Below are 20,677 nucleotides of genomic sequence, written 5' to 3' on the forward strand. Positions count from 1 at the left end.
CCGCGCCGGCGCCCGGCGCGCGGGTCGCCGCCCCCACGGCCCCCCGCGCGGGCGGGGGCGGCTCCCCGGCCCCCGGCGGGAGAGCCCACCCGCCGGCCCCCGGCGGATCACCGCCGGGGCCGTCGTCGCGCGTTGCGCCGGGGTCAGACGACGCGCGTCTGCGGCGCGTTCTCGGCGGTCTTGGCCGGGTCGCGCTCGACGGCGTCCCCGAGGACGTCGTCGATGCGTGCCAGGAGCTCGGCCGGGATCGTCACGCCCGACGCCTCGACGTTCTCGGCGACCTGCTCGGGTCGGGAGGCCCCGACGAGCGCCGCCGCGACGTTGTCGTTCTGGAGGACCCACGCGACGGCGAGCTGCGGCATGGTCAGGCCCAGCTCGTCCGCGACGGGCTTGAGGCCCTGCACCCGCGTGAGGACGTCGTCGGTCATGAACTGCGAGATCCCGCCGCGGCCCGCCTTCTCGTCGGCCGCGCGCGAACCCACGGGGGCCGCCTGCCCGGGCAGGTACTTGCCCGAGAGCACGCCCTGGGCCATCGGGGACCAGACGATCTGCGACAGGCCCAGCTCCCGCGAGGTCGGCACGACCTCGTCCTCGATGACGCGCCACAGCATCGAGTACTGCGGCTGGGAGGAGATGAGCTGGAAGCCCAGCTCCTTCGCGAGCGCGGCGCCGGCGCGGATCTGGTCGGCGGTCCACTCGGAGACGCCGATGTACAGGGCCTTGCCCTGCCGGACGATGTCCGCGAACGCCTGCATCGTCTCCTCGAGCGGCGTCTCGGTGTCGTACCGGTGCGCCTGGTAGAGGTCGACGTAGTCGGTGCCGAGGCGCTGCAAGGAGCCGTTGATCGACTCCATCACGTGCTTGCGGGAGAGCCCTGTGTCGTTGGGGCCGCCGGGGCCGGTGGGCCAGTAGACCTTGGTGAAGATCTCGAGCGACTCGCGACGCTGCCCCTTCAGCGCGTCGCCGAGGACCTGCTCGGCCTTCGTGTTCGCGTAGACGTCCGCGGTGTCGAACGTCGAGATGCCGGCGTCGAGCGCCGCGTGGACGCACGCCGTCGCGACGTCGTTCTCGACCTGGGAGCCGTGGGTGAGCCAGTTGCCGTAGGTGATCTCGGAGATCTTGAGGCCGGAGTTGCCGAGGTATCGGTAGCGCATGGTCGCGAGCCTACGGCGGACGAGGATGCGCGCGCGTCCGCTGAGCGCGTGGGAGCCGCGTTCACGCGCCGTCGTCCGGGGCCGTGGCGCGCACCGGCTCGCCCTCCGGGCCGAGCGGTTCGACGAGCGTGAGGTCCGCGGCGGCGGGGTCGATCCAGCGCTGGTAGCCCGGCCCGGTCAGCGCGGTCTCGAAGCGCACCGCGACGCGCCCGTCGTCCCCGACGCGCACGACCCACCCTCGACCGTCGGCCGCGGTCTCGACGTCCAGGCCGGGCGCGAGGAGAGCGGCCGTCGCCCGGACCGGGCCTGTCGCCGGTGTCGTGGGCGTTGCCTCGGCGGTGGAGGGTGCGGGGGCCTCGTGCTCGTCGGTGCCGAGCGGCAGCATGAGCTGGGCGTGCTCCGACAGCGCGTGGAACGCGACGCCGAGCAGGCGGACGGGCTCGGAGACGTCGGCGAGGCGGAGGGCGCGGTGCGCGGCGTCGCGCAGCGCACCCGCGTCGGCCGCGGGGCGGGACAAGGTGACCGAGCGGGTCAGGGTCGTGAACGACGCGAGGCGCACCTTGACGACGACCGTGCGAGCGGCGACGGCGTGCCGCTCCAGACGGGCCAGCGCGGCGTCGACCACGGGGTCCAGCGCCGCGTCGACCGCGGCGCGGCCGTGGAGGTCGGTGTCGAAGGTGTGCTCGGCACCGGCGGACTTGCGCTCACGCACCGTCGCCACGGGCCGGTCGTCCCAGCCGCGCGCGATCCGGTAGAGGTTGGTGCCGCCCGCCTCGCCGGCCACCTGGAGCAGGGCGTCGACCGGTTGGCGGCGCAGGTCTGCGACGGTGCGCACCCCGTGCTCGTCGAGGCGTGCTGCCGTGACCGGGCCGACGCCCCACAGCGCCCGCACGGGCAGGTCGAGCAGGAACGCGTCCTCGTCGGCGGCCTCGACGACCCGGACGCCGCCCGGCTTGGCGGCCTCGGAGGCGAGCTTGGCGACGAGCTTGGACCGGCCGAGCCCGAGGGAGACCGGGAGCCCGCTCAGCTCGCGAGCCCGCTCCTGGACCCGCCGGGCGAACCGGTCGAGGTCGGTGCTCGGCGCGACGGCGGTCGCGACGTCCGCGAACGCCTCGTCGATGCTCACCGGCTCCACGAGGTCGGTGACCTCGCGCAGCGCGGCCATGATCCGGGCGGAGTACGCCGCGTACGCGGCGAACCGCGGCACCACGACAACCGTCGACGGAGGGCACAGGCGCCGCGCCTGCTCCATCGGCATCGCCGACCGTGCGCCGTACTGCCGTGCCTCGTACGACGCCGTCGCGACGACGCTGCGCGGGCCGACGCCGCCGACGAGCACCGGTCGCCCGCGCAGCGACGGCCGCTGGTGCTGCTCGACCGCCGCGAAGAACGCGTCGGCGTCCAGGTGCGCGATCGTGGGGCGCGCACGCAGCACCGGAGCGTGCGGCGCGCGGTCGGTACTCACCGCCCTACTCTGCCCTGGCCGTCCCACAGCGGCTGCCGGGCCTCACGAGCGACCCCGTCGGCCGTCCTCTGCGGGGGTCGGCCGACGGGGTCGCGCGTGGCGTGCGTCAGCCGATTTCGCTCCGGACCGCGGACTGGGCGAGGGCCCAGTCGAGGGCGCGGTCGGCGACGGCCTCCCAGCCCGGGGCCGCGCAGGTCCAGTGGTCTCTGCCCTCGAGCTCGACGTACTCCGTCACCGCGGGGGAGCGGTGGTAGTGCTTGGCGTTGGACCGGTTGACGGCCGGCGGCATGATGTGGTCCTCGCTGCCGGCGATGAAGAGGAGCGGTGCCCGGTCCGCGGTGTAGTCGACCCAGGTCTCCTGGGGTCCGGGCTTGAAGTTCGCGAAGAGGCCGTACTCCCACACCCACGCCCCCGGGGCGGCGATCGCGTAACGGTCGTAGACGCGCTGCGACTCCTCCGCGCTGAGGGTGTTGGTGAAGGCGTAGTGGAACTCCTCGGGCGTGAACGCGACCGCGCGCCGACGGTTGGCGGGGTTGCGCAGCGCGGGGAACAGCGAACGAGCCTGGGAGACCGGGGTGACGTGCACCCCTTCGGTGGGCGCGGAGTCGATCACGACCGCCGCCGCTCCCAGACCTCTGGCCAGCAGCAGCTGCGTCATGACGCCGCCGAACGAGTGACCCATGATGATCGGCGGCGTGGCGAGCTCCTCGATGACCGCGGCGAGGTGGTCGACGGTCTCGGGGACGGTGAGGTCGGCGATGATCTGGGGGTTCTCCCGCAGCGCCTCGACCTCGATCTCGAAGCCCGGGTATGCCGGGGTCAGGACGGTGAGGCCCTTGGCCTCGTAGTACGTGACCCAGTCCTCCCAGCTGCGCGGGGTCATCCACAGGCCGTGGATGAGGACGACCGTGTCAGGTCGGGCGACGTCGTTCATGGTGCGTCTCCTTGGTGTGCTCAGGCGTCGATGAAGGCGAGGAGGTCGGCGTGCAGGCGTTCACGGTCGGTGTCGGGCAGGGCGTGACCGCTGCCCTCGTAGACCGCGAGCACGGCACCGTCGACGAGGTCGGCCGTGCGCCGGCCGCCGACGGAGAACGGGACGATCTGGTCGTCGTCGCCGTGGATGACGAGGGTCGGGACGTCGATCGCGGCGAGGTCCGGGCGAAAGTCGGTCGCGGAGAACGCGGCGATGCACTCGTAGGCGGCGCGGTGGCCGCACGCCATGCTCTGCAGCCAGAAGGCGTCGCGGAACCCTTGCGGTACGTCGTTGTCGCGGTTGTGGCCGAAGAACGGGCCGTCGGCCAGGTCGCGGTAGAGCTGGGAGCGGTTCGCGACCTCGCCGGACCGGATCCCGTCGAAGACGTCGAGCGGCAGCCCGTCGGGGTTGTCGTCGGTCTGGAGCATCAGGGGCGGGACGGCCGAGACGAGCACCATCTTGGCCACGCGGGCGGTGCCGTGCCGCCCGACGTAGCGGGCGATCTCGCCGCCGCCGGTGGAGTGGCCCACGAGCGTGGCGTCGGTGACGTCGAGGGCGTTGAGGAGCTGGGCGAGGTCGTCGGCGTAGGTGTCCATCTCGTTGCCGTGCCAGGTCTGGCTGGACCGGCCGTGCCCACGACGGTCGTGGGCGATCGCTCGGTGGCCGTGCTCGGCGAGGAACAGCGCGGCTGCCTCCCAGGCATCGGCGTTGAGGGGCCAGCCGTGGCTCAGGACGACGGGCGTCCCGTCGGTCCCCCAGTCCTTGTAGAAGATCTGCGCGCCGTCGTCTGCAGTGATGTAGGGCATCGGGCCCTCCGCGGTCGGAGTGAGGATCGGGCCCTTCGAGACTCGCCCGGCCCTCGTCGGGCCGGACCACGTGTCGCACGTAGTCCCGACGCAGCCGCGGCGCCTTGCGTCCTAGGCGCCGCGGTCGGCGATACGGTCGGCGAGCTGGCGACGGGAGGAGATCCCGAGCTTCTGGAAAACCTTGCGCAGGTGGTAGTCGACCGTGTTGGGACTGATGAACAGGTTGGCGCCGATCTCCGCGTTCGTCCGCCCGGCGGCGGCGAGACGTGCGACGGTGAGCTCCTGCGCCGTGAGGTCGAGGTGTCTCGTCCGGCCGTCGACCCGCGCCTCCACGCCGACCACCTTGAGCTCCGCGAGGGTCCGAGGGACGAAGAGCTCGGCGCCGCTGTCGTGGAAGTGGCCGAGCGCTAGCCGTAGCTGTCGGGCGGCGTCTCGGCGGCGCCGGGCGCGGCGCAGCCATTCGCCGTAGACGAGGTGGGACCGTGCCAGATCCATCTCCGCTCGCGTGGAGGCCAGCGCGTCGAGGGACGCGACGTAGTGCGGCTCGGCGTCGTCGTCGGCCGCCACGAGCGCGAGCGCGCGCTCGGCGACGCCTCGGCACCACGCTGACCCGTTGGCGTCGGCGCGCACGACCAGCTCCTGCACGCGCGAGTGCGCCTCGCGGGCGTGCCCGCTGCGCACGGCCGCCTCGACGAAGTCGCCGTACTGGCTGGGCGTGACGTGCAGGAACGGCCGGGTGACGAGCGGGAGGTGGCGTTCGTAGGCGTCGCGGTAGCTGCCGTCGGCGAGGTCGCGCACCACGAGGGCCGCGATGCCCGACGACGTGACTCCTCCGAACCCTGTCTCCAGGGCGCCTTGCGCGACGGCGAGGACGGCTTCGTGGGGTGCGCCGCTCCAGGCCAGCACGGCCGCGTTCACGACGTTCTCCGCGTCGAAGCCCATGGCGCGGCGCACCTCGCGGACGAGGTCGTCGGCGCGGGTGGCGCGCTGCAGGGTCCCGCCGCACAGCTCCGAGATCGCCGTCGTCCACAGGATGCTGTCGAGCTGTTGCAGGGCGCCGGCGTCCCGGGCAGCCCGCGCCGCCCGTACCAGCGCGTCCGCACGGCCGGCGTCGTCCCACAGGAACGTGCCCAGCGACGCGATGGCGCTGTGCATGCGCATCATCTGGCCGTCGGGCAGCGCCAGGATCGCGTCCAGGGCGTCGCGTGCGGGGCCGACCGCCTGGTCGTAGGGCTCCAGGACGAGCGCGCCCAGACCTCGCAGGATGGTCCCGGCCGCCCCCGGTGCGAGCTCCGCGCCGGCGACGAGGCGACGGCCCAGCTCGTCGGGCGTGACGGCTATCGTCGCGAACTCGGCCGTGCAGCTCATCTCGAACGCCTGCAGCAGGGCTCGCTGCTCGCGGTCCACGTCATGGCCATGGAAGTGGCGGGCCGCCTCCAGGCACGCGGCAGTCGCTCCTCGTACGCCGTCGGCGTCGCCGACGAACATGCCGAGCGCACTGCGGACGAGCGTCACGCGCCCGCGGGTCACCGGCCGGGCCACGGACAGGTCGACCTCCTCGACCAGGCGCTGGGCGACGTGCGTGGCGCCCGCTGCCAGCGCGGCCTCCGCCGCTGCGGCCTGACGGTCCTCGCGCGCGGGCCCGGGCGGGGTGAGCTCGGCCGCCCTGGCCAGGATGCTCGCCCGGGAGGCGAAGCCGCCTCGTCGCGCGGCGAGGTCGGCGGTATGGGCGAGGCGGTCGGCGACCGCCTCGTCCGTCCCGACGACAGCACGGGCCGCGTGCCAGGCCTCGGTCTCGACCAGACCGAGCCGCTCAGCCGCGCGCGCCAGCGCGCGGTGCACGTGCCGTCGCTCCGCCCCGGAAGCAGCGTTGTAGACGGCGGACCGCACCAGCGGGTGCCGGAACTGCACGGCGGGTGCCAGGGAGAGGAGCCCGGCCAGCTCCGCGCGGTCGCCGCCGTCGGGCTCCAGGCCGAGCTCACGTGCGGCGCCGGACACCAGGTCGACGTTCCCCGTCGAGTCGGCGGCCGCGAGCAGCACCCAGCGCTGGACGGAGGCCTCCGTCCGACGCACCCGGCGCACGTAGTGCTCCTCGAGATGACGACCGATCGGGACCGGCTCGTCGGAGATGCCCAGGTCGGGCAGCTCGTGCACCAGCGACTCGCCGGCAAGGTCGATCAGCGCGAGCGGGTTGCCGCCCGTCGCACGGGCGATGGCCAGGGCCGCCGGCGGCGCGAGCGGACGGCGCAGGGAGCGGTTGAGGAGGCGCACCGCCGTCTCGGGGTCGAGCCCGGCGAGCACGAGCTGCGGGACTCCCGCCAACCGCTCGACGAGCGCAGGCTCCGCACGTCCGGCGAACACCATGGCCACGCGCTCCGCGGCCAGGCGGCGCGCGACGAAGGCCAGGACGTCCAGGCTCTCGGCGTCGACGAGATGGGCGTCGTCGACGGCGCACACGACAGGGTCTCCCGCGCTCGTCGCTGCGAGCAGGCTCAACATCCCCAGACCGACGAGGAACCGGTCCGGTGCCGGGCCGTCGGACTGACCGGACGCGACGAGCACGGCCTGCCGCTGCCTCGTCGGGATCTCCTCGAGACGGTCCTGCAGCAGGGACACGAGCCGTTGGATCGCGGCGAACGGCATCGAGGACTCCGACTCGAAGCCGTCGACGTGCAGCAGGGCGAGACCGGCCTCCTCCGATGTCGCCGCGACCAGGGTCGTCTTGCCGATGCCGGGCTCGCCGAGGACCGCTGTCGCCCCACCGCGGCCGTTGCGCGCACCGCTGACCAGCGCGTTGAGCTGCTGACGTTCGTCGACCCGTCCGAGAAGGCGCCCACCGCCGTGCATAGGCACAAGATAGGGAACGCGCCGGTGTCTCGACTAGGCGTCGGAAGACATTGCTCCTGGTGCGGTCGCGCGTCTTGGTGCGGTCGGCCAGGTGCGCTCGGTGCGGCGGTAGGACAGGGACGAACGTCGGGCGCGAGTGACGCGGGTCACAGTTGAGGTTGCCCCAGGGGCAGGGTGAACGCTCGTCGCAGACGGCAGGGAGCCGTCACCAGCGCCGAGGGAGCACCCCATGACCACCACCCCGTCCGCCGTCGCCGATCGCCCGCACGTGCGCGAGACGCTCGCCACCCTGGTGGACGACCGCGTCCTCGGCATCTCCCTGCGCGTCCACGACGCGCAGGGAGAGTGGGCCGCCGCCGCGGGCCTGGCCGAGCTCGGAGGTACCGCCGCGCCGTCGGTCCACGGCCACACGCGGATCGGCAGCAACACGAAGACCTTCACCGCCGCGCTCGTCCTGCTCCTGGTGCACGAGGGTCGTCTCGGCCTCGACGACGCGGCGGCCACGCACCTGCCGGGGTTCGGGCTCGACCCGCGCATCACCGTCCGCATGCTGCTCCAGCAGACCAGCGGCGTCTTCAACTTCACCGGTGACGCTGCCGCCGACGGCACGTGGGAGACCGGGATGCCGAGCAACTACGGGCCGGCGGCCCGCGAGTGGCTCGACGCGCGGTTCGAGACGCACCGCCCGCAGGACCTGGTGAGCTTCGCGCTGTCGAGGGCGCCGCGGTTCGAGCCCGGCACGCGGTGGAGCTACTCCAACACGAACTACGTGCTGCTCCGCCTGCTCGTGGAGAACGTCACCGGCCGCACCCTGGCGGACGAGATGAACCGGCTGGTCAGCGGACCGCTGGGCTTGACGGGCACCGTCGTGCCGAACGGCTCGCCGGACCTGCCCGAGCCGCACGCCCACGCCTACGTCCGCTACGAGGAGGACGGCCAGGTGCAGACCGTCGACGTCTCGCGCCACGACCCGTCCTGGATCTCGACGGGCGGCGACATGATCTCGACCCCCCGCGACCTCGTGACGTTCTTCTCCGCCCTGCTCGGCGGCAGGCTCCTGCCGGCCGACCTCGTCGCGCAGATGTGCGACCCGTACCCCACCCCTCTCCCGGGCATGGGGTACGGCCTGGGAGTGTTCGTCCTGGAGACGGAGGACGGAGGCACGCTCGTCACCCACAACGGGGGCATGGCCGGCTACGCGACGCTGATGTTCGGCACGCCGGACGGCAGCACCGTCATGGCCGCCGCGGTGAACTGCGTCGACGACGCCGAGATGTCCGTCCAGAGCGCCTTCCAGGAGGCGCAGAAGGCTCTCCTCGCCGCCGTGTTCCCGGGCGACGGCGTCGCCCGCTGACCCACGGTCCGGGCACCCCTGCCCGGGTGCCCGGCACCCTGCCGTCGTGACCAGCGACGACGCATACTGGGGGACATGGCAGACGGGGTCACGATCGGGCAGGCGGCGGCCTTCGTCGGCGTCACCGTGAAGACGGTGCGGCACTACCACAAGGTCGGTCTCCTCGAGGAGCCCGAGCGCGACGGCTCCGGCTATCGTCGGTACGGCTCCGACCGTCTCCTGCGGCTCGTCCGGGTCCGAGCGCTCGCCGCTGCGGGCGTGCCGCTGGCGGACGTCGCGGCGCTGCTCGACGCGAGTCCCGACGCGCTCGCCGCCGGCCTCGCCGCCGTCGAGCGCACGCTCTCCGAGCGCATCGACGAGCTGACGGCCCAGGCGGCTGCGCTGCGCCGGCTCGCCGACGGTGACCGCGCCCTGCTGCCCGGCGCCGCCGTCGCCCTGCTGGACCGCATGCCTGGTCTCGGGTTCCCCGCCTCGGAGGTTGCCGCGGCGCGCGAGGGCATGGTGCTCGCCCGGGCGCTGGTCCCGGACAAGTTCGACGACTACGTCGCGGGCGTCACGGAGGCCGTGGACGACCCGGCCTTCGTCGCCCTCATCCATCGTGGCGTCGAAGCGTCGGCCCTGGCGCCGGACGACCCGCGGGTCGCCGAGTATGCCGGCGCGATGGCCGACCACTTCCTCGCTCACCCCGAACGGCTGCGGATCGTGACCAGCCTGCGCGCGCGCACGGACGCCGCTGCCCGCTACGAGCTGATCGCGCACCACGGCGAGGCCGAGGGGACGGCCGCCGCACAGGGCGTCGCTCTGGTCGAGGGCCGCCTGCGGTCCGCCGGTGTCCGCATCCCGGCGAGGTAGCCCGGACGCCTGAGCGTCCGACGCGGGGCCGGATGGCGAGTCGTGCGGCGGTGCGGCGACCCACGGGTCCCGTCGGCCTGCTAGAGGTTCACCGGGCGCAGGACGGCGGTGATGCCGTGCGCGATCTGCGCGTTGCCCTTGTTGAGGTCGAGCTGCGACCTGATCAGGAACGGGTCGACGTCGTTGCGGTCCTGGTCGACCAGGCGGACCAGCGGCACCCAGCGGCTGAGCGCGTCCACCCGCACACCGGCCCCCTGCGCCGTGGTGAGCACGGCGTCGTCCGAACGCAGCGCCGTGCGGGAGTCGATCCCGGCGCCCGGGACCACGTGGTACAGCAGGACCTGCTCGACCGCGTCGATCCCGACGGTTCCCGCGATCGACTCGAGCGCGGCCTGCTCCGTACGCGGCCACCGGTGCGTGAGGTCCCACGCGAAGAGCTGGAACGCGCGGTCGCTCGGCACGAAGGCCGTCAGGGGCACGGTCCCGTCCGCCAGCACGGCGACCGGGCTCGAGGGCTTGGCCGCGAGCACCGCAGCCACGGCCTGGTCGAGGACGTCGAAGTCGTACGGGTTGCGATCGAACGTGTCGCCGTCCGCTGCGAGCACCTGGGCGAGGCTGGCCGTCCCGGGCGTGCTCGCCGCGGCGGGCGGGCCTGCCACCACCACACCCGCCAGGCCGAGCGCCGCGGCGCCCACGGTCGCGGCCGAGCATCGAAGAGCGTGTCGAAGGGTCATCGTCGAGTCCTTCCGTCTCCACACGAGGCAGCTCGCGCTGCCGAGCGCCGGGGTGGCGCCCATCCTCCCTTCCGTGCGGATGCCGCTCTCGGATGCACGTCGGCGGGAACGAGGAACCTCGTGCTCGCCGGCCCGGGTTGTCCCCGACCGCGGGCGCCTCGTTCCGGCGGGTGCTCGGCCGCTCAGGTAAGCAGGGCGTCGACGCGTTCGGCGCAGTCCGCGCCGGAGCGCGTGGCCTCGTCGACGACGACGCGCGCGAGGTCTCGCAGCCGGACGTTCTTGTCGTTCGGCGCGCGCTTGAGCAGACCGAACGCCTCGTCGGGGTCGAGGCCGTGCGTCGCGACGAGGATGCCCTTCGCCTGCTCGATCGGCCCGCGTCCCGCCGCGGCCGCCGCGATGTCGCGGTGCGCCCTCTCCTCCCCGCCGGCGGCCACCGTGGAGGTGATGTCGACGAAGTACCCCAGGAGCTCGACGACCTCGCCCGTGCCCGGGTCGCGACGGCCCTGGCCGACGATGACGAGGTAGCGCTCCTTGCCGCGGGCGTCCATGATGCGGTGCACGCTGGAGAAGGGATCTCCGGTGGTCTGTGCCTCGTCGAGGATCTGCCGCACCCGTTCGCGGTCGTCCGGTTGCTTGTGCGCCAGCACGAGCTGGGTGGTGGGCACCACCTCGCCCGGTTCGAAGCCGTGCACCCGGAACGTCTCGGACGACCACCACCAGGTGCCGGTGGCCAGGTCCAGGCGGTACTGGCCGATCTGCTGGCTCGCACCGCGGGCCAGGGCGTGCTCGATGGCGTGGTCGTCCAGGGACATGTCGCGCTCCACCTTCTTCAGAGGATGAGGAGCTAGGTCCAGACTCGACCCTTCGACCGTACTCCCGAAGCGCCGGGGGCGACAGGTGGCGTGCACCCGGAACCGGTTCTTATGGTGAGGTGCGGCCGAGGCGCCGCAGGGGGTACCGGTCAGTGAAGAAGCCCGCGGCCGGTGCGCCTCTTGCGCTGGTGGTCCCTACAGCCGGTCGACGAACGACCGCAGCTCGTGGGCGTAGCTCTCGGGCTGCTCGAACGGGGCGAAGTGGCCGCCGCGGGGCGGTTCGGTGGCGTAGACGGTGTTCGCGACGCGGTCGAGCCAGGCCCGTGGCGGCCGCACGACGTCGCCGACGAACACCGAGAAGCCGGACGGCACCTCGACGTAGCGCGCGAGCTGGTCGCGCGGGATCGCGGCGTTGGCCCGGTAGGCGCGCACACCGGCCCCGGTGTTGCCGGCCGCCCAGTGCTCGGTGAGGAGGGCGAGGACCTCGTCGCGCGTGTACACGGACTCGAGGTCGCCGCCGCAGTCGCTCCACGACCGCAGCTTCTCGACGACCCAGGCCGCGAGACCGGCGGGGGAGTCGGTGAGGCCGACCGCGAGGGACTGCGGCTTGGTGCTCTGCACGGCGGCGTAGCCACCCTCGCTCGTGCGCCACCGCGCGCTCTCGTCGAGCCAGTCGCGCTCCTCGGGCGTGAGGGACGCGGGGTCGCCCGTGAACAGGGGCAGCCCGGCGTCGGTGCGGTGCACGGCGATCACCCGGTCGGGGAAGTCGAGCGCGAGGAACCGGGCGACGTGGCTGCCCATGTCCCCGCCTGCGACGAGGAACCTGTCGTAGCCGAGGGCAGTCATGAGCTCGGCCCACAGGGCGGCGACCGCGCGGTTGTCCGGGGCGGGGCCGGAGGGGACGTCGGAGAAGCCGAAGCCGGGCATGTCGGGGACGACGAGGTCGAAGGTGCGTCGTCCCGCGCGGTCCGGGGCCCCGTGGGCGCCCGGGTCGGTCAGGAGCGGCACGACCTTGCGGTACCGCCACGCGGAGTCGGGCCAGCCGTGGGCGAGCAGGAGCGGGAGCGGGGGAGCGTCGCCGGGTCGCGGGCGCGCGAGCCCGTGGAGGAAGTGGACGCGCGCCCCGTCGATCGTCGCGCGCCGGCCGGGGAGCGCGGCGATCTGCGCCTGGTGCGCGGCGAAGTCGAAGCCGTCGGCCCAGTACGCCGTCAGGTCGCGCAGGTACGCGACGTCCGCTCCGGCGTCCCAGCCGAGCCCGTCCGGTGCGTCGACCCAGCGCGTCGCCCGCAGGCGCGAGCGCAGGTCGTCGACCACCGCGTCCGAGATCCGGGGAGTGAAGCTCTCGAGGTCGGTCACGCGCTGCGCCATGACGTCGAGGCTAGCGGGACCGCAGCACGCCCGCGGGCGGCTACTCCGGGTAGACGCCGTGCTTCTTGTGCGTCGGCTTGGGCAGGCGGGCACGGCGGAGCTGGAACGCACGCATGACGGCGTACATGACCGTGCCCTTGGGGACCTCGCCGAACTTCGCGAGCAGGCGCTTGCGCAGACGGCGCCACATGATGAAGCCGTCCACGACCGTCAGCAGCACGATGACGTAGAGCGTCATCACCGTGAGGAACGCGAGGTCCTGGTTCTGCGCGGTGAGGAACGAGAAGACGATGAAGACCAGCGCGACGGGCAGGAAGAACTCGCCGAGGTTCCAGCGCGCGTCGACGTACTCGCGGACGTAGCGCTTGACCGGGCCCTTGTCACGGGGCGGCAGGTAACGCTCGTCACCCGTCTGCATCGCCTGGTACTGGCGGTCGCGCATCTCCCGCTGCTTCTCCCGCGCCGACTTCGCGGCGGCGCGGCGGTCGTTCGGCACGAGGGGTCGCTTGTTCGCGGCCTCGGAGACCTTGCGCTTGGGCGTCGGGCGGCCCTTGCCGGCCTGCTCGATCTCGGCCGCCTGCTCGACAGGGTCGGGGGCGGCGGGCGTCGCGGCGGGCTTGTTGCGGGAGAACACCCCTCCAGCGTAGTCGAGCCGGACGGGTGCCCGGCATCCTCCGGGCCCCGGCACGGTGGCAGGAGGGCCGACGACCGCATAACATTACGAGACGTAACGGAATGGTTTCACTGCGAGGAGGACCGATGAATCCCACAACCGAGGCCACAGAGTCCCCCGTCGTCCGAGCCGGTCCTCGGGAATGGGCCGGGTTCGCCCTGCTCGTCCTCCCGATGCTCATGGTCGCGACCGACCTCACCGTCCTCTTCTTCGCGCTGCCCTCCATCACCGTGGACCTGGAGGCCTCGGCCACGCAGGCGCTGTGGATCTCCCACGTGTACGGCTTCCTCATCGCGGGGACGCTCGTCACCGCCGGGAGGCTCGCGGACCGCGTCGGAGCACGGCGCCTCCTGCTCGTCGGGGCGACCGCGTTCGCCGTCCTGTCCGTTCTCGCCGCGACCGCGACGAGCGCGGAGGCGCTGATCCTCGTCCGGGCTCTGCTGGGCGTCGCGGGCTCGACCCTCATGCCCGCGCTCTTCTCCCTCCTGCGCGAGATGTTCCCCGCCGACGCGCAGCGGCGCCTCGCCATCGCCATCCTGTTCAGCGCCTTCTCGGTCGGCGCCGCGATCGGGCCGGTCCTGGGCGGGGCGCTCCTCGATCGGTTCTGGTGGGGGTCCGTCTTCCTCGTCAACGTGCCGCCGATGCTCCTGCTCGTGCTCCTGGCGCCGGGGCTCCTGCCGAAGGCACGTGGGGCGAGCGGTGGGGTACGGCTCGACCTGACGAGCGTCGCCCTGTCCGTCGCGGGCATGCTCGGTGTCGTCTTCGGTCTCCAGGAGCTCGCGGCCGGCCCGGCCGGAGGCCCGGCGGCGGTGCGTGACACTGCCGTGCTGGTCGCCGGAGGGCTGGTGCTCGGGCTCTTCGTCCGACGCCAGCGCCGGCTCCCCGACCCGCTGCTCGACCTGCACCTCGTGACCGCGCGCCGGCCGGCCGCCGCCCTTGGCACGCTGCTGCTCACCGGGATCGGCGTCGTCGGGGTGTACTACCTGTTCACGCAGCACCTGCAGCTCGCGGCGGACCTGGACCCGCTCGAGGCGGGCCTGTGGACGCTGCCGTACGTCGCGGTGAACATCGTCGGCGCGCTGGTCGCGCCGGGTCTCGCCTCCCGGTTCCGCCCCGAGCCGGTCGTCGCCGCCAGCCTGGCGGTGATCGTCGCCGGGGCCGTGCTGACGGGAGTGGTCGGATGGGCGGGCGTGCCCGCGCCGGCGCTCGCGGCGTCGGTCGCGGTGCTCGGTCTCGGTCACGGCGCCGCCGCGGCGCTCGTGAGCGACCTCGTCATCTCGTCGGCGCCACCCGCGCAGACGGGTTCGGCAGCCGCGACCCAGGAGGTGTCGGCCGAGCTCGGCACGGCGCTCGGCATCGCGGCCTCCGGGGTCGTGGCCGTCGTCGTGCACCGCTCGATGCTCCGCGACGGCACGACCCCCGCGGACGACGGCGCGTCCGCCCAGGCGCTGCCGGCCTACGCGTTCGTCGCAGCGCTGCTCGTGGCTCTCGCAGCGACGCTCGTGGTCCGGTTCCTCGTGCGCCCGGTCCGTCGCGCATGACCGTCGACGGCTACGATCACGAGCATGTCCAGCGCCCCCGGAGTCACCGTGCGCGGTGGTGGGGGGAGGCCGCGCGACCCCCACATCGACCGTGCGGTGCTCGACGCGGCGGCGGAGCTCCTGGACTCCGGGGGATACACGGACCTGACGCTCGAGAAGGTCGCGCGTCGTGCCGGGACGACGAGGCCCGCGATCTATCGTCGCTGGGCGGGTCGCGCGCCGCTCGCCCTCGCCGCGGTCGCAGAACGGCTGAGCGTCCCGGAAGCGCCGGACACCGGGTGCACGCTGTGCGACCTGGGGGAGAGCCTGGGTGTCTTCCTCGCTGCCTACCGCGCGACCCGGCCGGACGTGCTCGCCGCACTGTATGCCGAGTGTGCGTCCGAACCGGCCCTGCGCGAGCGCTACCTCGCCGTGGTGGTCGAACCGTCGCGTCGCGCGGTGGCTGCGACCCTGGCCCACGCCGCGACGCGTGGCGACCTGCGCGAGGACGTCGATCAGGACCAGGTCGTCGACCTCTTCGCGTCGCTGGTGCAGTACCGCGCGCTGTTCGGCGACACGCACCTGAGCGACGAGGAGGCGGAGAGCGTGATCGAGCTCGTCCTGCGGGGCCTCGCCGTGGACTACGACGCGCTCCTCGCGCGCAGTGCAGCGCTCGAGCTCGAGCACAGGGGCGGGCCGGGCGCGCCGCACGTCCACCTCCCCGACTGACGACCGCTCCGGCGGAGGGACGGGTCGCCGGGCCGCGGCGCTCGCAGCACGCCCGGTTGTCGTACCGTGCTCGTCGTGACGAACTCACCAGAACCCAACGTCCCCGCGCCCGGCACCGCGCCCGGCCCCGAGCTCGCGATCACGCTCCGCGAGACCGTCGCCCGCCTGTTCCCCGCGCTGCGCGCCGACCTCGAGTCCCTCGTGCGCGTGCCCAGCGTCTCGAACGCCGCGTTCGACCAGGCGCACGTCGCGGCGAGCGCGGACGCCGTCGCCGCGTTCCTGCGCGACGCCGGCATGCCCGAGGTCCAGGTGCTGCGTGCTCGCGCCGCGGACGGCACGGAGGGCGCGCCCGCCGTCGTCGCGCGCCGCCCCGCGCCCGACGGCGCCCCGACCGTCCTGCTGTACGCGCACCACGACGTGCAGCCCCCGGGCGACACCGCCGCGTGGGAGACCGACCCCTTCGAGCCGACCGAGCGCGACGGGCGCCTGTACGGCCGTGGCGCGGCCGACGACAAGGCGGGCGTCGTGGCGCACCTGGGCGCGCTGCGCGCCCTGACGGAGGTCGGCGATCTCCCGGTCGGGGTGACGGTCTTCGTCGAGGGCGAGGAGGAGATCGGCTCGCCGACGTTCCTGCCCTTCCTCACGCAGTACCGCGACCTGCTCGCGGCCGACGTCATCGTCGTCGCCGACTCGTCCAACTGGAAGATCGGCGTCCCTGCGCTCACGACGTCGTTGCGCGGCCTCGTCGACTGCGAGGTCCAGGTCGCGGTGCTCGACCACGCGGTGCACTCGGGCATGTTCGGCGGCCCCGTGCTCGACGCCGTGACGCTGCTCGCGCGGCTGATCGCGACCCTGCACGACGACGCGGGCAACGTCGCCGTGCCCGGGCTGGTCACGGCGGCCGAGCCGACCGTCGACTACGCCGAGGCCGACTTCCGGGCCGACTCGTCGCTCCTCGACGGCGCCGCGCTCGCCGGGGAGGGGAGCATCGCCGGGCGGCTGTGGACCAAGCCCGCGATCGCCGTCATCGGTCTCGACGCACCGAGCGTCGCGCACGCGTCCAACACCCTCACCCCGCGCGCGACCGCGAAGCTCTCGGTGCGCCTCGCGCCGGGGCAGGACCCGGCCGCCGCGATGGCGGCGCTGCGCACCCACCTGGAGTCGAGCGCGCCGCTCGGCGCGCGCGTCACCGTGCGCGACGGCGAGCAGGGCAAGCCGTTCCTCGCGCCCGGCGACTCCGAAGCGATGCGGGCCGCGCGCTGGGCGTTCGCGACCTCGTGGGGCACCGACCCCGTCGACATCGGCGTGGGCGGGTCGATCCCGTTCATCGCCGACCTGCTCGAGGTGTTCCCCGACGCGGCGATCCTCGTGACGGGCGTCGAGGACCCGGACTCCCGCGCCCACGGCGCCAACGAGTCGGTGCACCTCGGCGAGCTCGAGAAGGTCGTGCTCGCGGAGGCGCTGCTGCTCGCCCGGCTCGGCGGCGCGGTCGCCTGACGCCGGCGTCGTCCCGCGCGCGGCGGCGCTCGCCCGGTCAGCCGGGGAGCGCCGCCCGCAGCTCGGTGGCCTCGGTGAGGGTCGGCCCGAGGGCGTCTCGCACCTGGGGGTCGAGGCCGCCCGCCAGCGCGTCGAGGTCGTCGAGGAGCGTGCGGGCCGCGTCGGGGTCGCCCGCCCGGACGGCCAGCTCGGCGAGGTACGCGAGCGCGCGGACGCGGTCGGCAGCGTCGGCGTCGTCCCCGGCGCGCCGCAGCGCGCCCGCGAGGATCTTGCGCGCCTGGACCGGGTCGCCGTGCGAGTCGGCCTGCACGACCGCGTCGTCCAGCGCGCGGGCGAGCCGTCCGGCGGGGCGCGCGGCGTAGGTGTCGACGGCGGAGTTCCCGGCCGTGTCCGTGGTGGGCGTCGCGGCAGGGGAGCGGCGCATCACGCGCACCCAGTTGCCGGCGGGATCCACGACGCTGAAGCCCGTCGTACCGCCCGCGTTCGCGCGGCGCCGCGGGCGGGTGATGCGGGGGAATCCCGTGAGCGGCAGGCGCCCGTAGCGGGCGCGCAGCCCCGCGGCGAACGCCTCGAAGACGGGCTCGGTGTCCTCCACCACGACGATGCAGGTGCTGTAGCTGTCCTGCGGCTCGAGGCCGTCGAGCCCGAAGTAGTGGATGTCCACGCCGCCACGCCGTACCGCGAGGTACGGGTTGGGCCGGAGCTGGCGGTAGGTCACGTCGAACCCGAGCGCGGTCCAGAAGTCGCGCAGCTCGTCGATGTCCCGGCAGGGCAGGGCCGGGACCATGGTCGCGTCGAACGGGTCGGTGGTCGCGTCGTCGGGGTGCGGGTCGGGGTCAGGTGCTCGGTCGGCGGTCACCCAGCCATCGAAGCACCCGACCCCGCGCGCGACCAGGGTGCTGGGCGGTCAGCCGCGGTGCGCGACGTCGACCGCCCGGGACCACCGGGCGACGTCGTCCGGGAGCTCGGGCGAGGCGACGTCGCCGCCGAGGAGGCCGACCACGGCGGGCGCCGCGATCCGGTCGCCGGACCCCCTCGCGAGGAACCGGCCCGCGACGAGGCCGCGCGCGCACAGGTCGCCGTCGCGCGAGAACACCTGCTCCAGGTAGACGACGCGCTCGTCCCACCCGAGGACGCGCGTCGCGATCTCGAAGCGATCCCAGAGCTGCAAGGAGCGGCGGTACTTCATGGTCGACGCGGCGACGACGGGGTACCAGCCCTTCTCCTTGAGCAGCGGGAACCCGCCGAGGTCGGCGATGAAGTTGCTGCGCGCGACGTCCATCATCTGCAGGTACACACCGTTGTTGACGTGCAGGTAGAAGTCGAGGTCGCCCGGGTGCACGCGCATGCGGGTGACGGACGGCTCGAGGACGCCGCGGCCCGGCACGGCCTTGCGCGGCATCGTGCTGGCGACGAGGAGCTGGATCTGGCGGGTCACCCGGGCAGGCTACTACCCCGCACCAGCGGTATCGGGTACTTGACGGCGCCGACGTCTGGGAGGGCCCCTCATCTCCGTGTGCGAGGATGCGCGCCGTGACGACGACGAGCCCCGCCCCTCGCCCCACCGCCACCGCCGACACCGGGTCTCCGGCCCCGGCGCACCCATGGCAGGTCCGCGCCTTCCGGGCGGTCGCGATCGCCGAGGCGTTCTCCTGGGCCGGGCTGCTCGTCGGTATGTACCTCAAGTGGGTCGCCGGCACGACCGAGCGCGGCGTGGAGATCTTCGGACCGGTCCACGGCGCCCTCGTGCTCGTCTACGTGGCGCTCGCCGTGCTCGTCGCCGTGCGCGTCCGCTGGTCGCTCTGGACGACCTTTCTCGCGCTCGCCGCGACGGTCCCGCCGTTCTGCACCGTCGTCCTCGACGTCTGGGCGCACCGGACGGGCCGCTACACGGCCCCGGCGCGCACGGCGGTCGTCGCCCGCGACTGACGCTCGCGCGCCGGGCCGGTGCGCCCGCGGCTCAGACCGGCGGGTCGGGGTCGTACTGGATCCCGCGGCGCACGGCGCGGGCCACGTCCTCGCTCTCCAGGCGTGCGACCAGGTGCAGCGCCATGTCGATCCCCGCGGACACGCCCGCGGACGTGACGACGTCGCCGTCGTCGACGAACCGCGCCTCGGTGTCGACCACGACGCTCGGGTCGATCTCCGCCAGCTCGTCGTAGTGCTCCCAGTGCGTCGTCGCGGGCCGCCCCGAGAGCAGTCCCGCGGCCGCGAGCACGAGCGAGCCCGTGCACACGCTCGCGATGACCGGGGTCTGGGCGCGCATCGCGCGCAGCCACTCGAGGTGCACGCGGTCGGCGAGCAGGGAACGGGTTCCCCACCCGCCGGGGTAGACCAGCAGGTGCAGGGGACCGACGTCGTCCGCCGAGCGGTCCGGGAGCAGCCGAAGACCCTTCGCGAGCCGCACACCGCCGCCGTCCCACGAGAACGTGGACACGTGCGGCTTGAGCGCGGAGTGCTCGGCCCAGGCGGTCAGGACCTCGAACGGTCCGGCGACGTCGAGCTCCTCCGCCTCGTCGAAGACGAAGATCCCGACGTTCATCCCGTTCCCGGTGCTCATGCCTACCTCCGCGTGCCCCGGCGTCTCGAGGCTCTCGTCGGCTCCTGCGTCCGAGCGCCCTAGATGCCCGGCAGGGCGAGCATCTGGTCGAGCGCGACGCGCGCCCAGTGCGCGTCGTCCGCGTCCACGACGATCCGGTTCACCACGCGCCCCGCGACGAGCGACTCCATGGCCCACACGAGGTGCGGCAGGTCGATCCGGTTCATCGTCGAGCAGAAGCACACCGTCGAGTCGAGGTAGTGCACCTGCTTGTCCGGGTGGGCGCGCGCGACGCGGCGCACCAGGTTGAGCTCGGTCCCGATCGCCCAGGACGAGCCCGGCTCGGCGGCGTCGAGCATCTTGATGATGTACTCCGTCGACCCGACGAAGTCCGCGGCCGTGACGACCTCGTGCTTGCACTCGGGGTGCACGAGCACGTTGACGTCCGGCACCGCGGCGCGCATGTCGCTCACGTTCTTCGCGGAGAACCGCCCGTGCACCGAGCAGTGCCCACGCCACAGGATCATGCGCGCGTCGCGCAGCTCGGCGTCGGTGAGGCCGCCGTTCGGCTTGCGCGGGTCGAACACGACGCACTCGTCGAGCGACATCGCGAGCTTGAGCACCGCGGTGTTGCGGCCCAGGTGCTGGTCCGGGAGGAACAGCACCTTGCCCGTGCCGTCCACGCCACCCACCTGGTCGAACGCCCAGCGCAGCGCGACCTCCGCGTTCGACGACGTGCACACGGTTCCGCCGTGGCGACCCGTGAACGCCTTGATCGCGGCCGAGGAGTTCATGTACGTCACGGGGATCGTCGAGTCGGCGATGCCGACCTCCTCGAGCACGTCCCACGCGTCCTCGACCTGGTCGATCGCGGCCATGTCCGCCATCGAGCAGCCGGCCGCGAGGTCCGGCAGCACGACCTGCTGCGTGTCCGACGTGAGGATGTCGGCGCTCTCGGCCATGAAGTGGACACCGCAGAACAGGATGAACTCCGCCTCGGGGCGCGCCGCGGCCTCGCGCGCGAGCTTGAACGAGTCGCCCGTCACGTCGGCGAAGTCGATGACCTCGTCGCGCTGGTAGTGGTGACCCAGGACGAACGCGCGCTCGCCCAGCGCGGCGCGCGCCACCCGGGCGCGCTCCACGAGGTCGGGGTCGCTCGGCGCGGGCAGGTCGCCCACGCACTCGACCCCGCGCTCGGACGCGAGGTCACGGCCCTGTCCCAGCAGGAGCAGGGCGGAAGGACTGGGCTCGGCGAACCCGCCCTGGCGCGAGGTGTTCGGTCCGCTCACGGACGACAGCAAGGTGCTACCAGTGCTCACGGGACCATCGTCGCACAGCGCCGCCTGGTCGAGCG

The 20,677-nt window shown here is 73.6% G+C and carries 19 protein-coding genes; 6 read left to right on the top strand and 13 right to left on the bottom strand.

Features of this window, described 5'->3' with window-relative positions:
- Positions 1-143: 143 nt before the first annotated feature.
- From ACFWH7_RS15280 to ACFWH7_RS15300, 5 genes are all read right to left on the bottom strand, one after another.
- On the bottom strand, positions 144-1,154 hold the full coding sequence (locus tag ACFWH7_RS15280; protein ID WP_378217471.1) for an aldo/keto reductase family protein: 1,011 nt from the start codon (positions 1,152-1,154) through the stop codon (positions 144-146).
- A gap of 61 nt (positions 1,155-1,215) precedes the next feature.
- Positions 1,216-2,619, bottom strand: coding sequence for a DNA polymerase IV (locus tag ACFWH7_RS15285; RefSeq protein ID WP_378217473.1), 1,404 nt, complete (start codon positions 2,617-2,619; stop codon positions 1,216-1,218).
- A gap of 106 nt (positions 2,620-2,725) precedes the next feature.
- Entirely contained in the window at positions 2,726-3,553 is an 828-nt protein-coding gene (locus tag ACFWH7_RS15290; protein WP_378217476.1) for an alpha/beta hydrolase, read from the bottom strand.
- A 20-nt stretch (positions 3,554-3,573) separates the two neighbouring features.
- Entirely contained in the window at positions 3,574-4,398 is an 825-nt protein-coding gene (locus tag ACFWH7_RS15295; RefSeq protein ID WP_378217478.1) for an alpha/beta fold hydrolase, read from the bottom strand.
- Between the two features lie 111 nt (positions 4,399-4,509).
- Positions 4,510-7,245, bottom strand: coding sequence for a helix-turn-helix transcriptional regulator (locus tag ACFWH7_RS15300; protein WP_378217481.1), 2,736 nt, complete (start codon positions 7,243-7,245; stop codon positions 4,510-4,512).
- A 229-nt stretch (positions 7,246-7,474) separates the two neighbouring features.
- Between ACFWH7_RS15300 and ACFWH7_RS15305 the strand changes: the two genes are divergently transcribed.
- Both ACFWH7_RS15305 and ACFWH7_RS15310 read left to right on the top strand, forming a co-directional pair.
- On the top strand, positions 7,475-8,599 hold the full coding sequence (locus ACFWH7_RS15305; protein WP_378217484.1) for a serine hydrolase domain-containing protein: 1,125 nt from the start codon (positions 7,475-7,477) through the stop codon (positions 8,597-8,599).
- Between the two features lie 75 nt (positions 8,600-8,674).
- On the top strand, positions 8,675-9,451 hold the full coding sequence (locus ACFWH7_RS15310) for a MerR family transcriptional regulator (protein ID WP_378217487.1): 777 nt from the start codon (positions 8,675-8,677) through the stop codon (positions 9,449-9,451).
- An 80-nt stretch (positions 9,452-9,531) separates the two neighbouring features.
- Here ACFWH7_RS15310 and ACFWH7_RS15315 read toward each other — a convergent pair whose 3' ends face one another.
- The 4 genes from ACFWH7_RS15315 to ACFWH7_RS15330 form a co-directional block, all read right to left on the bottom strand.
- Complete coding sequence (locus ACFWH7_RS15315) at positions 9,532-10,185, bottom strand: fasciclin domain-containing protein (protein ID WP_378217489.1); 654 nt, start codon at positions 10,183-10,185, stop codon at positions 9,532-9,534.
- A 182-nt stretch (positions 10,186-10,367) separates the two neighbouring features.
- The gene (locus ACFWH7_RS15320; protein ID WP_378217491.1) at positions 10,368-10,997 is read right to left on the bottom strand and encodes a PAS and ANTAR domain-containing protein; all 630 of its coding nucleotides are present in this window, start codon (positions 10,995-10,997) and stop codon (positions 10,368-10,370) included.
- Positions 10,998-11,192: 195 nt separating this feature from the next.
- Positions 11,193-12,365, bottom strand: a complete 1,173-nt coding sequence (locus tag ACFWH7_RS15325) for an epoxide hydrolase family protein (RefSeq protein ID WP_378217493.1) — start codon at positions 12,363-12,365, stop codon at positions 11,193-11,195.
- Between the two features lie 40 nt (positions 12,366-12,405).
- A complete protein-coding gene (locus ACFWH7_RS15330; protein ID WP_378217495.1) occupies positions 12,406-12,999 on the bottom strand; it encodes a DUF3043 domain-containing protein in 594 nt (197 codons plus the stop codon).
- Between the two features lie 125 nt (positions 13,000-13,124).
- Between ACFWH7_RS15330 and ACFWH7_RS15335 the strand changes: the two genes are divergently transcribed.
- The 3 genes from ACFWH7_RS15335 to ACFWH7_RS15345 all read left to right on the top strand — a co-directional run bounded on the left by ACFWH7_RS15335 (position 13,125) and on the right by ACFWH7_RS15345 (position 16,784).
- Complete coding sequence (locus ACFWH7_RS15335; RefSeq protein WP_378217497.1) at positions 13,125-14,579, top strand: MFS transporter; 1,455 nt, start codon at positions 13,125-13,127, stop codon at positions 14,577-14,579.
- Between the two features lie 24 nt (positions 14,580-14,603).
- Positions 14,604-15,287 (top strand): TetR/AcrR family transcriptional regulator, encoded by a 684-nt coding sequence (locus ACFWH7_RS15340; RefSeq protein WP_378217499.1) that lies wholly within the window; start codon positions 14,604-14,606, stop codon positions 15,285-15,287.
- Positions 15,288-15,425: 138 nt separating this feature from the next.
- A complete protein-coding gene (locus tag ACFWH7_RS15345; protein WP_378217519.1) occupies positions 15,426-16,784 on the top strand; it encodes a dipeptidase in 1,359 nt (452 codons plus the stop codon).
- 37 nt (positions 16,785-16,821) lie between these two features.
- Here the strand turns inward: ACFWH7_RS15345 and ACFWH7_RS15350 are convergent, their stop codons facing one another.
- Positions 16,822-17,643, bottom strand: coding sequence for a VOC family protein (locus ACFWH7_RS15350; RefSeq protein ID WP_378217501.1), 822 nt, complete (start codon positions 17,641-17,643; stop codon positions 16,822-16,824).
- 48 nt (positions 17,644-17,691) lie between these two features.
- Entirely contained in the window at positions 17,692-18,222 is a 531-nt protein-coding gene (locus ACFWH7_RS15355; protein WP_378217503.1) for an acyl-CoA thioesterase, read from the bottom strand.
- A 95-nt stretch (positions 18,223-18,317) separates the two neighbouring features.
- Here ACFWH7_RS15355 and ACFWH7_RS15360 point away from each other — a divergent pair, with 95 nt between their 5' ends.
- Positions 18,318-18,713, top strand: coding sequence for a DUF3817 domain-containing protein (locus tag ACFWH7_RS15360; protein ID WP_378217505.1), 396 nt, complete (start codon positions 18,318-18,320; stop codon positions 18,711-18,713).
- Between the two features lie 31 nt (positions 18,714-18,744).
- Here ACFWH7_RS15360 and ACFWH7_RS15365 read toward each other — a convergent pair whose 3' ends face one another.
- Together ACFWH7_RS15365 and nadA are read right to left on the bottom strand one after the other, a co-directional pair.
- Positions 18,745-19,344 carry a DJ-1/PfpI family protein gene (locus tag ACFWH7_RS15365; protein ID WP_378217507.1) on the bottom strand — a complete coding sequence of 200 codons (600 nt, stop codon included), beginning with the start codon at positions 19,342-19,344 and terminating at the stop codon, positions 18,745-18,747.
- Between the two features lie 59 nt (positions 19,345-19,403).
- Positions 19,404-20,612 carry a quinolinate synthase NadA gene (gene nadA / locus ACFWH7_RS15370; RefSeq protein WP_378217521.1) on the bottom strand — a complete coding sequence of 403 codons (1,209 nt, stop codon included), beginning with the start codon at positions 20,610-20,612 and terminating at the stop codon, positions 19,404-19,406.
- Positions 20,613-20,677 lie beyond the last annotated feature (65 nt).

The sequence above is a fragment of the Cellulosimicrobium cellulans genome, assembly GCF_042723955.1.
GTDB lineage: Bacteria > Actinomycetota > Actinomycetes > Actinomycetales > Cellulomonadaceae > Cellulosimicrobium > Cellulosimicrobium cellulans_H.

Excerpts from the sequence above, each read along its gene's own strand:
- ACFWH7_RS15280 (WP_378217471.1), bottom strand. The coding sequence starts at position 1,154 with ATGCGCTACCGATACCTCGGCAACTCCGGCCTCAAGATCTCCGAGATC.
- ACFWH7_RS15290 (WP_378217476.1), bottom strand. The coding sequence starts at position 3,553 with ATGAACGACGTCGCCCGACCTGACACGGTCGTCCTCATCCACGGCCTG.
- ACFWH7_RS15295 (WP_378217478.1), bottom strand. The coding sequence starts at position 4,398 with ATGCCCTACATCACTGCAGACGACGGCGCGCAGATCTTCTACAAGGAC.
- ACFWH7_RS15300 (WP_378217481.1), bottom strand. The coding sequence starts at position 7,245 with ATGCACGGCGGTGGGCGCCTTCTCGGACGGGTCGACGAACGTCAGCAG.
- ACFWH7_RS15305 (WP_378217484.1), top strand. The coding sequence starts at position 7,475 with ATGACCACCACCCCGTCCGCCGTCGCCGATCGCCCGCACGTGCGCGAG.
- ACFWH7_RS15310 (WP_378217487.1), top strand. The coding sequence starts at position 8,675 with ATGGCAGACGGGGTCACGATCGGGCAGGCGGCGGCCTTCGTCGGCGTC.
- ACFWH7_RS15315 (WP_378217489.1), bottom strand. The coding sequence starts at position 10,185 with ATGACCCTTCGACACGCTCTTCGATGCTCGGCCGCGACCGTGGGCGCC.
- ACFWH7_RS15320 (WP_378217491.1), bottom strand. The coding sequence starts at position 10,997 with ATGTCCCTGGACGACCACGCCATCGAGCACGCCCTGGCCCGCGGTGCG.
- ACFWH7_RS15325 (WP_378217493.1), bottom strand. The coding sequence starts at position 12,365 with ATGGCGCAGCGCGTGACCGACCTCGAGAGCTTCACTCCCCGGATCTCG.
- ACFWH7_RS15335 (WP_378217497.1), top strand. The coding sequence starts at position 13,125 with ATGAATCCCACAACCGAGGCCACAGAGTCCCCCGTCGTCCGAGCCGGT.
- ACFWH7_RS15340 (WP_378217499.1), top strand. The coding sequence starts at position 14,604 with ATGTCCAGCGCCCCCGGAGTCACCGTGCGCGGTGGTGGGGGGAGGCCG.
- ACFWH7_RS15365 (WP_378217507.1), bottom strand. The coding sequence starts at position 19,344 with ATGAGCACCGGGAACGGGATGAACGTCGGGATCTTCGTCTTCGACGAG.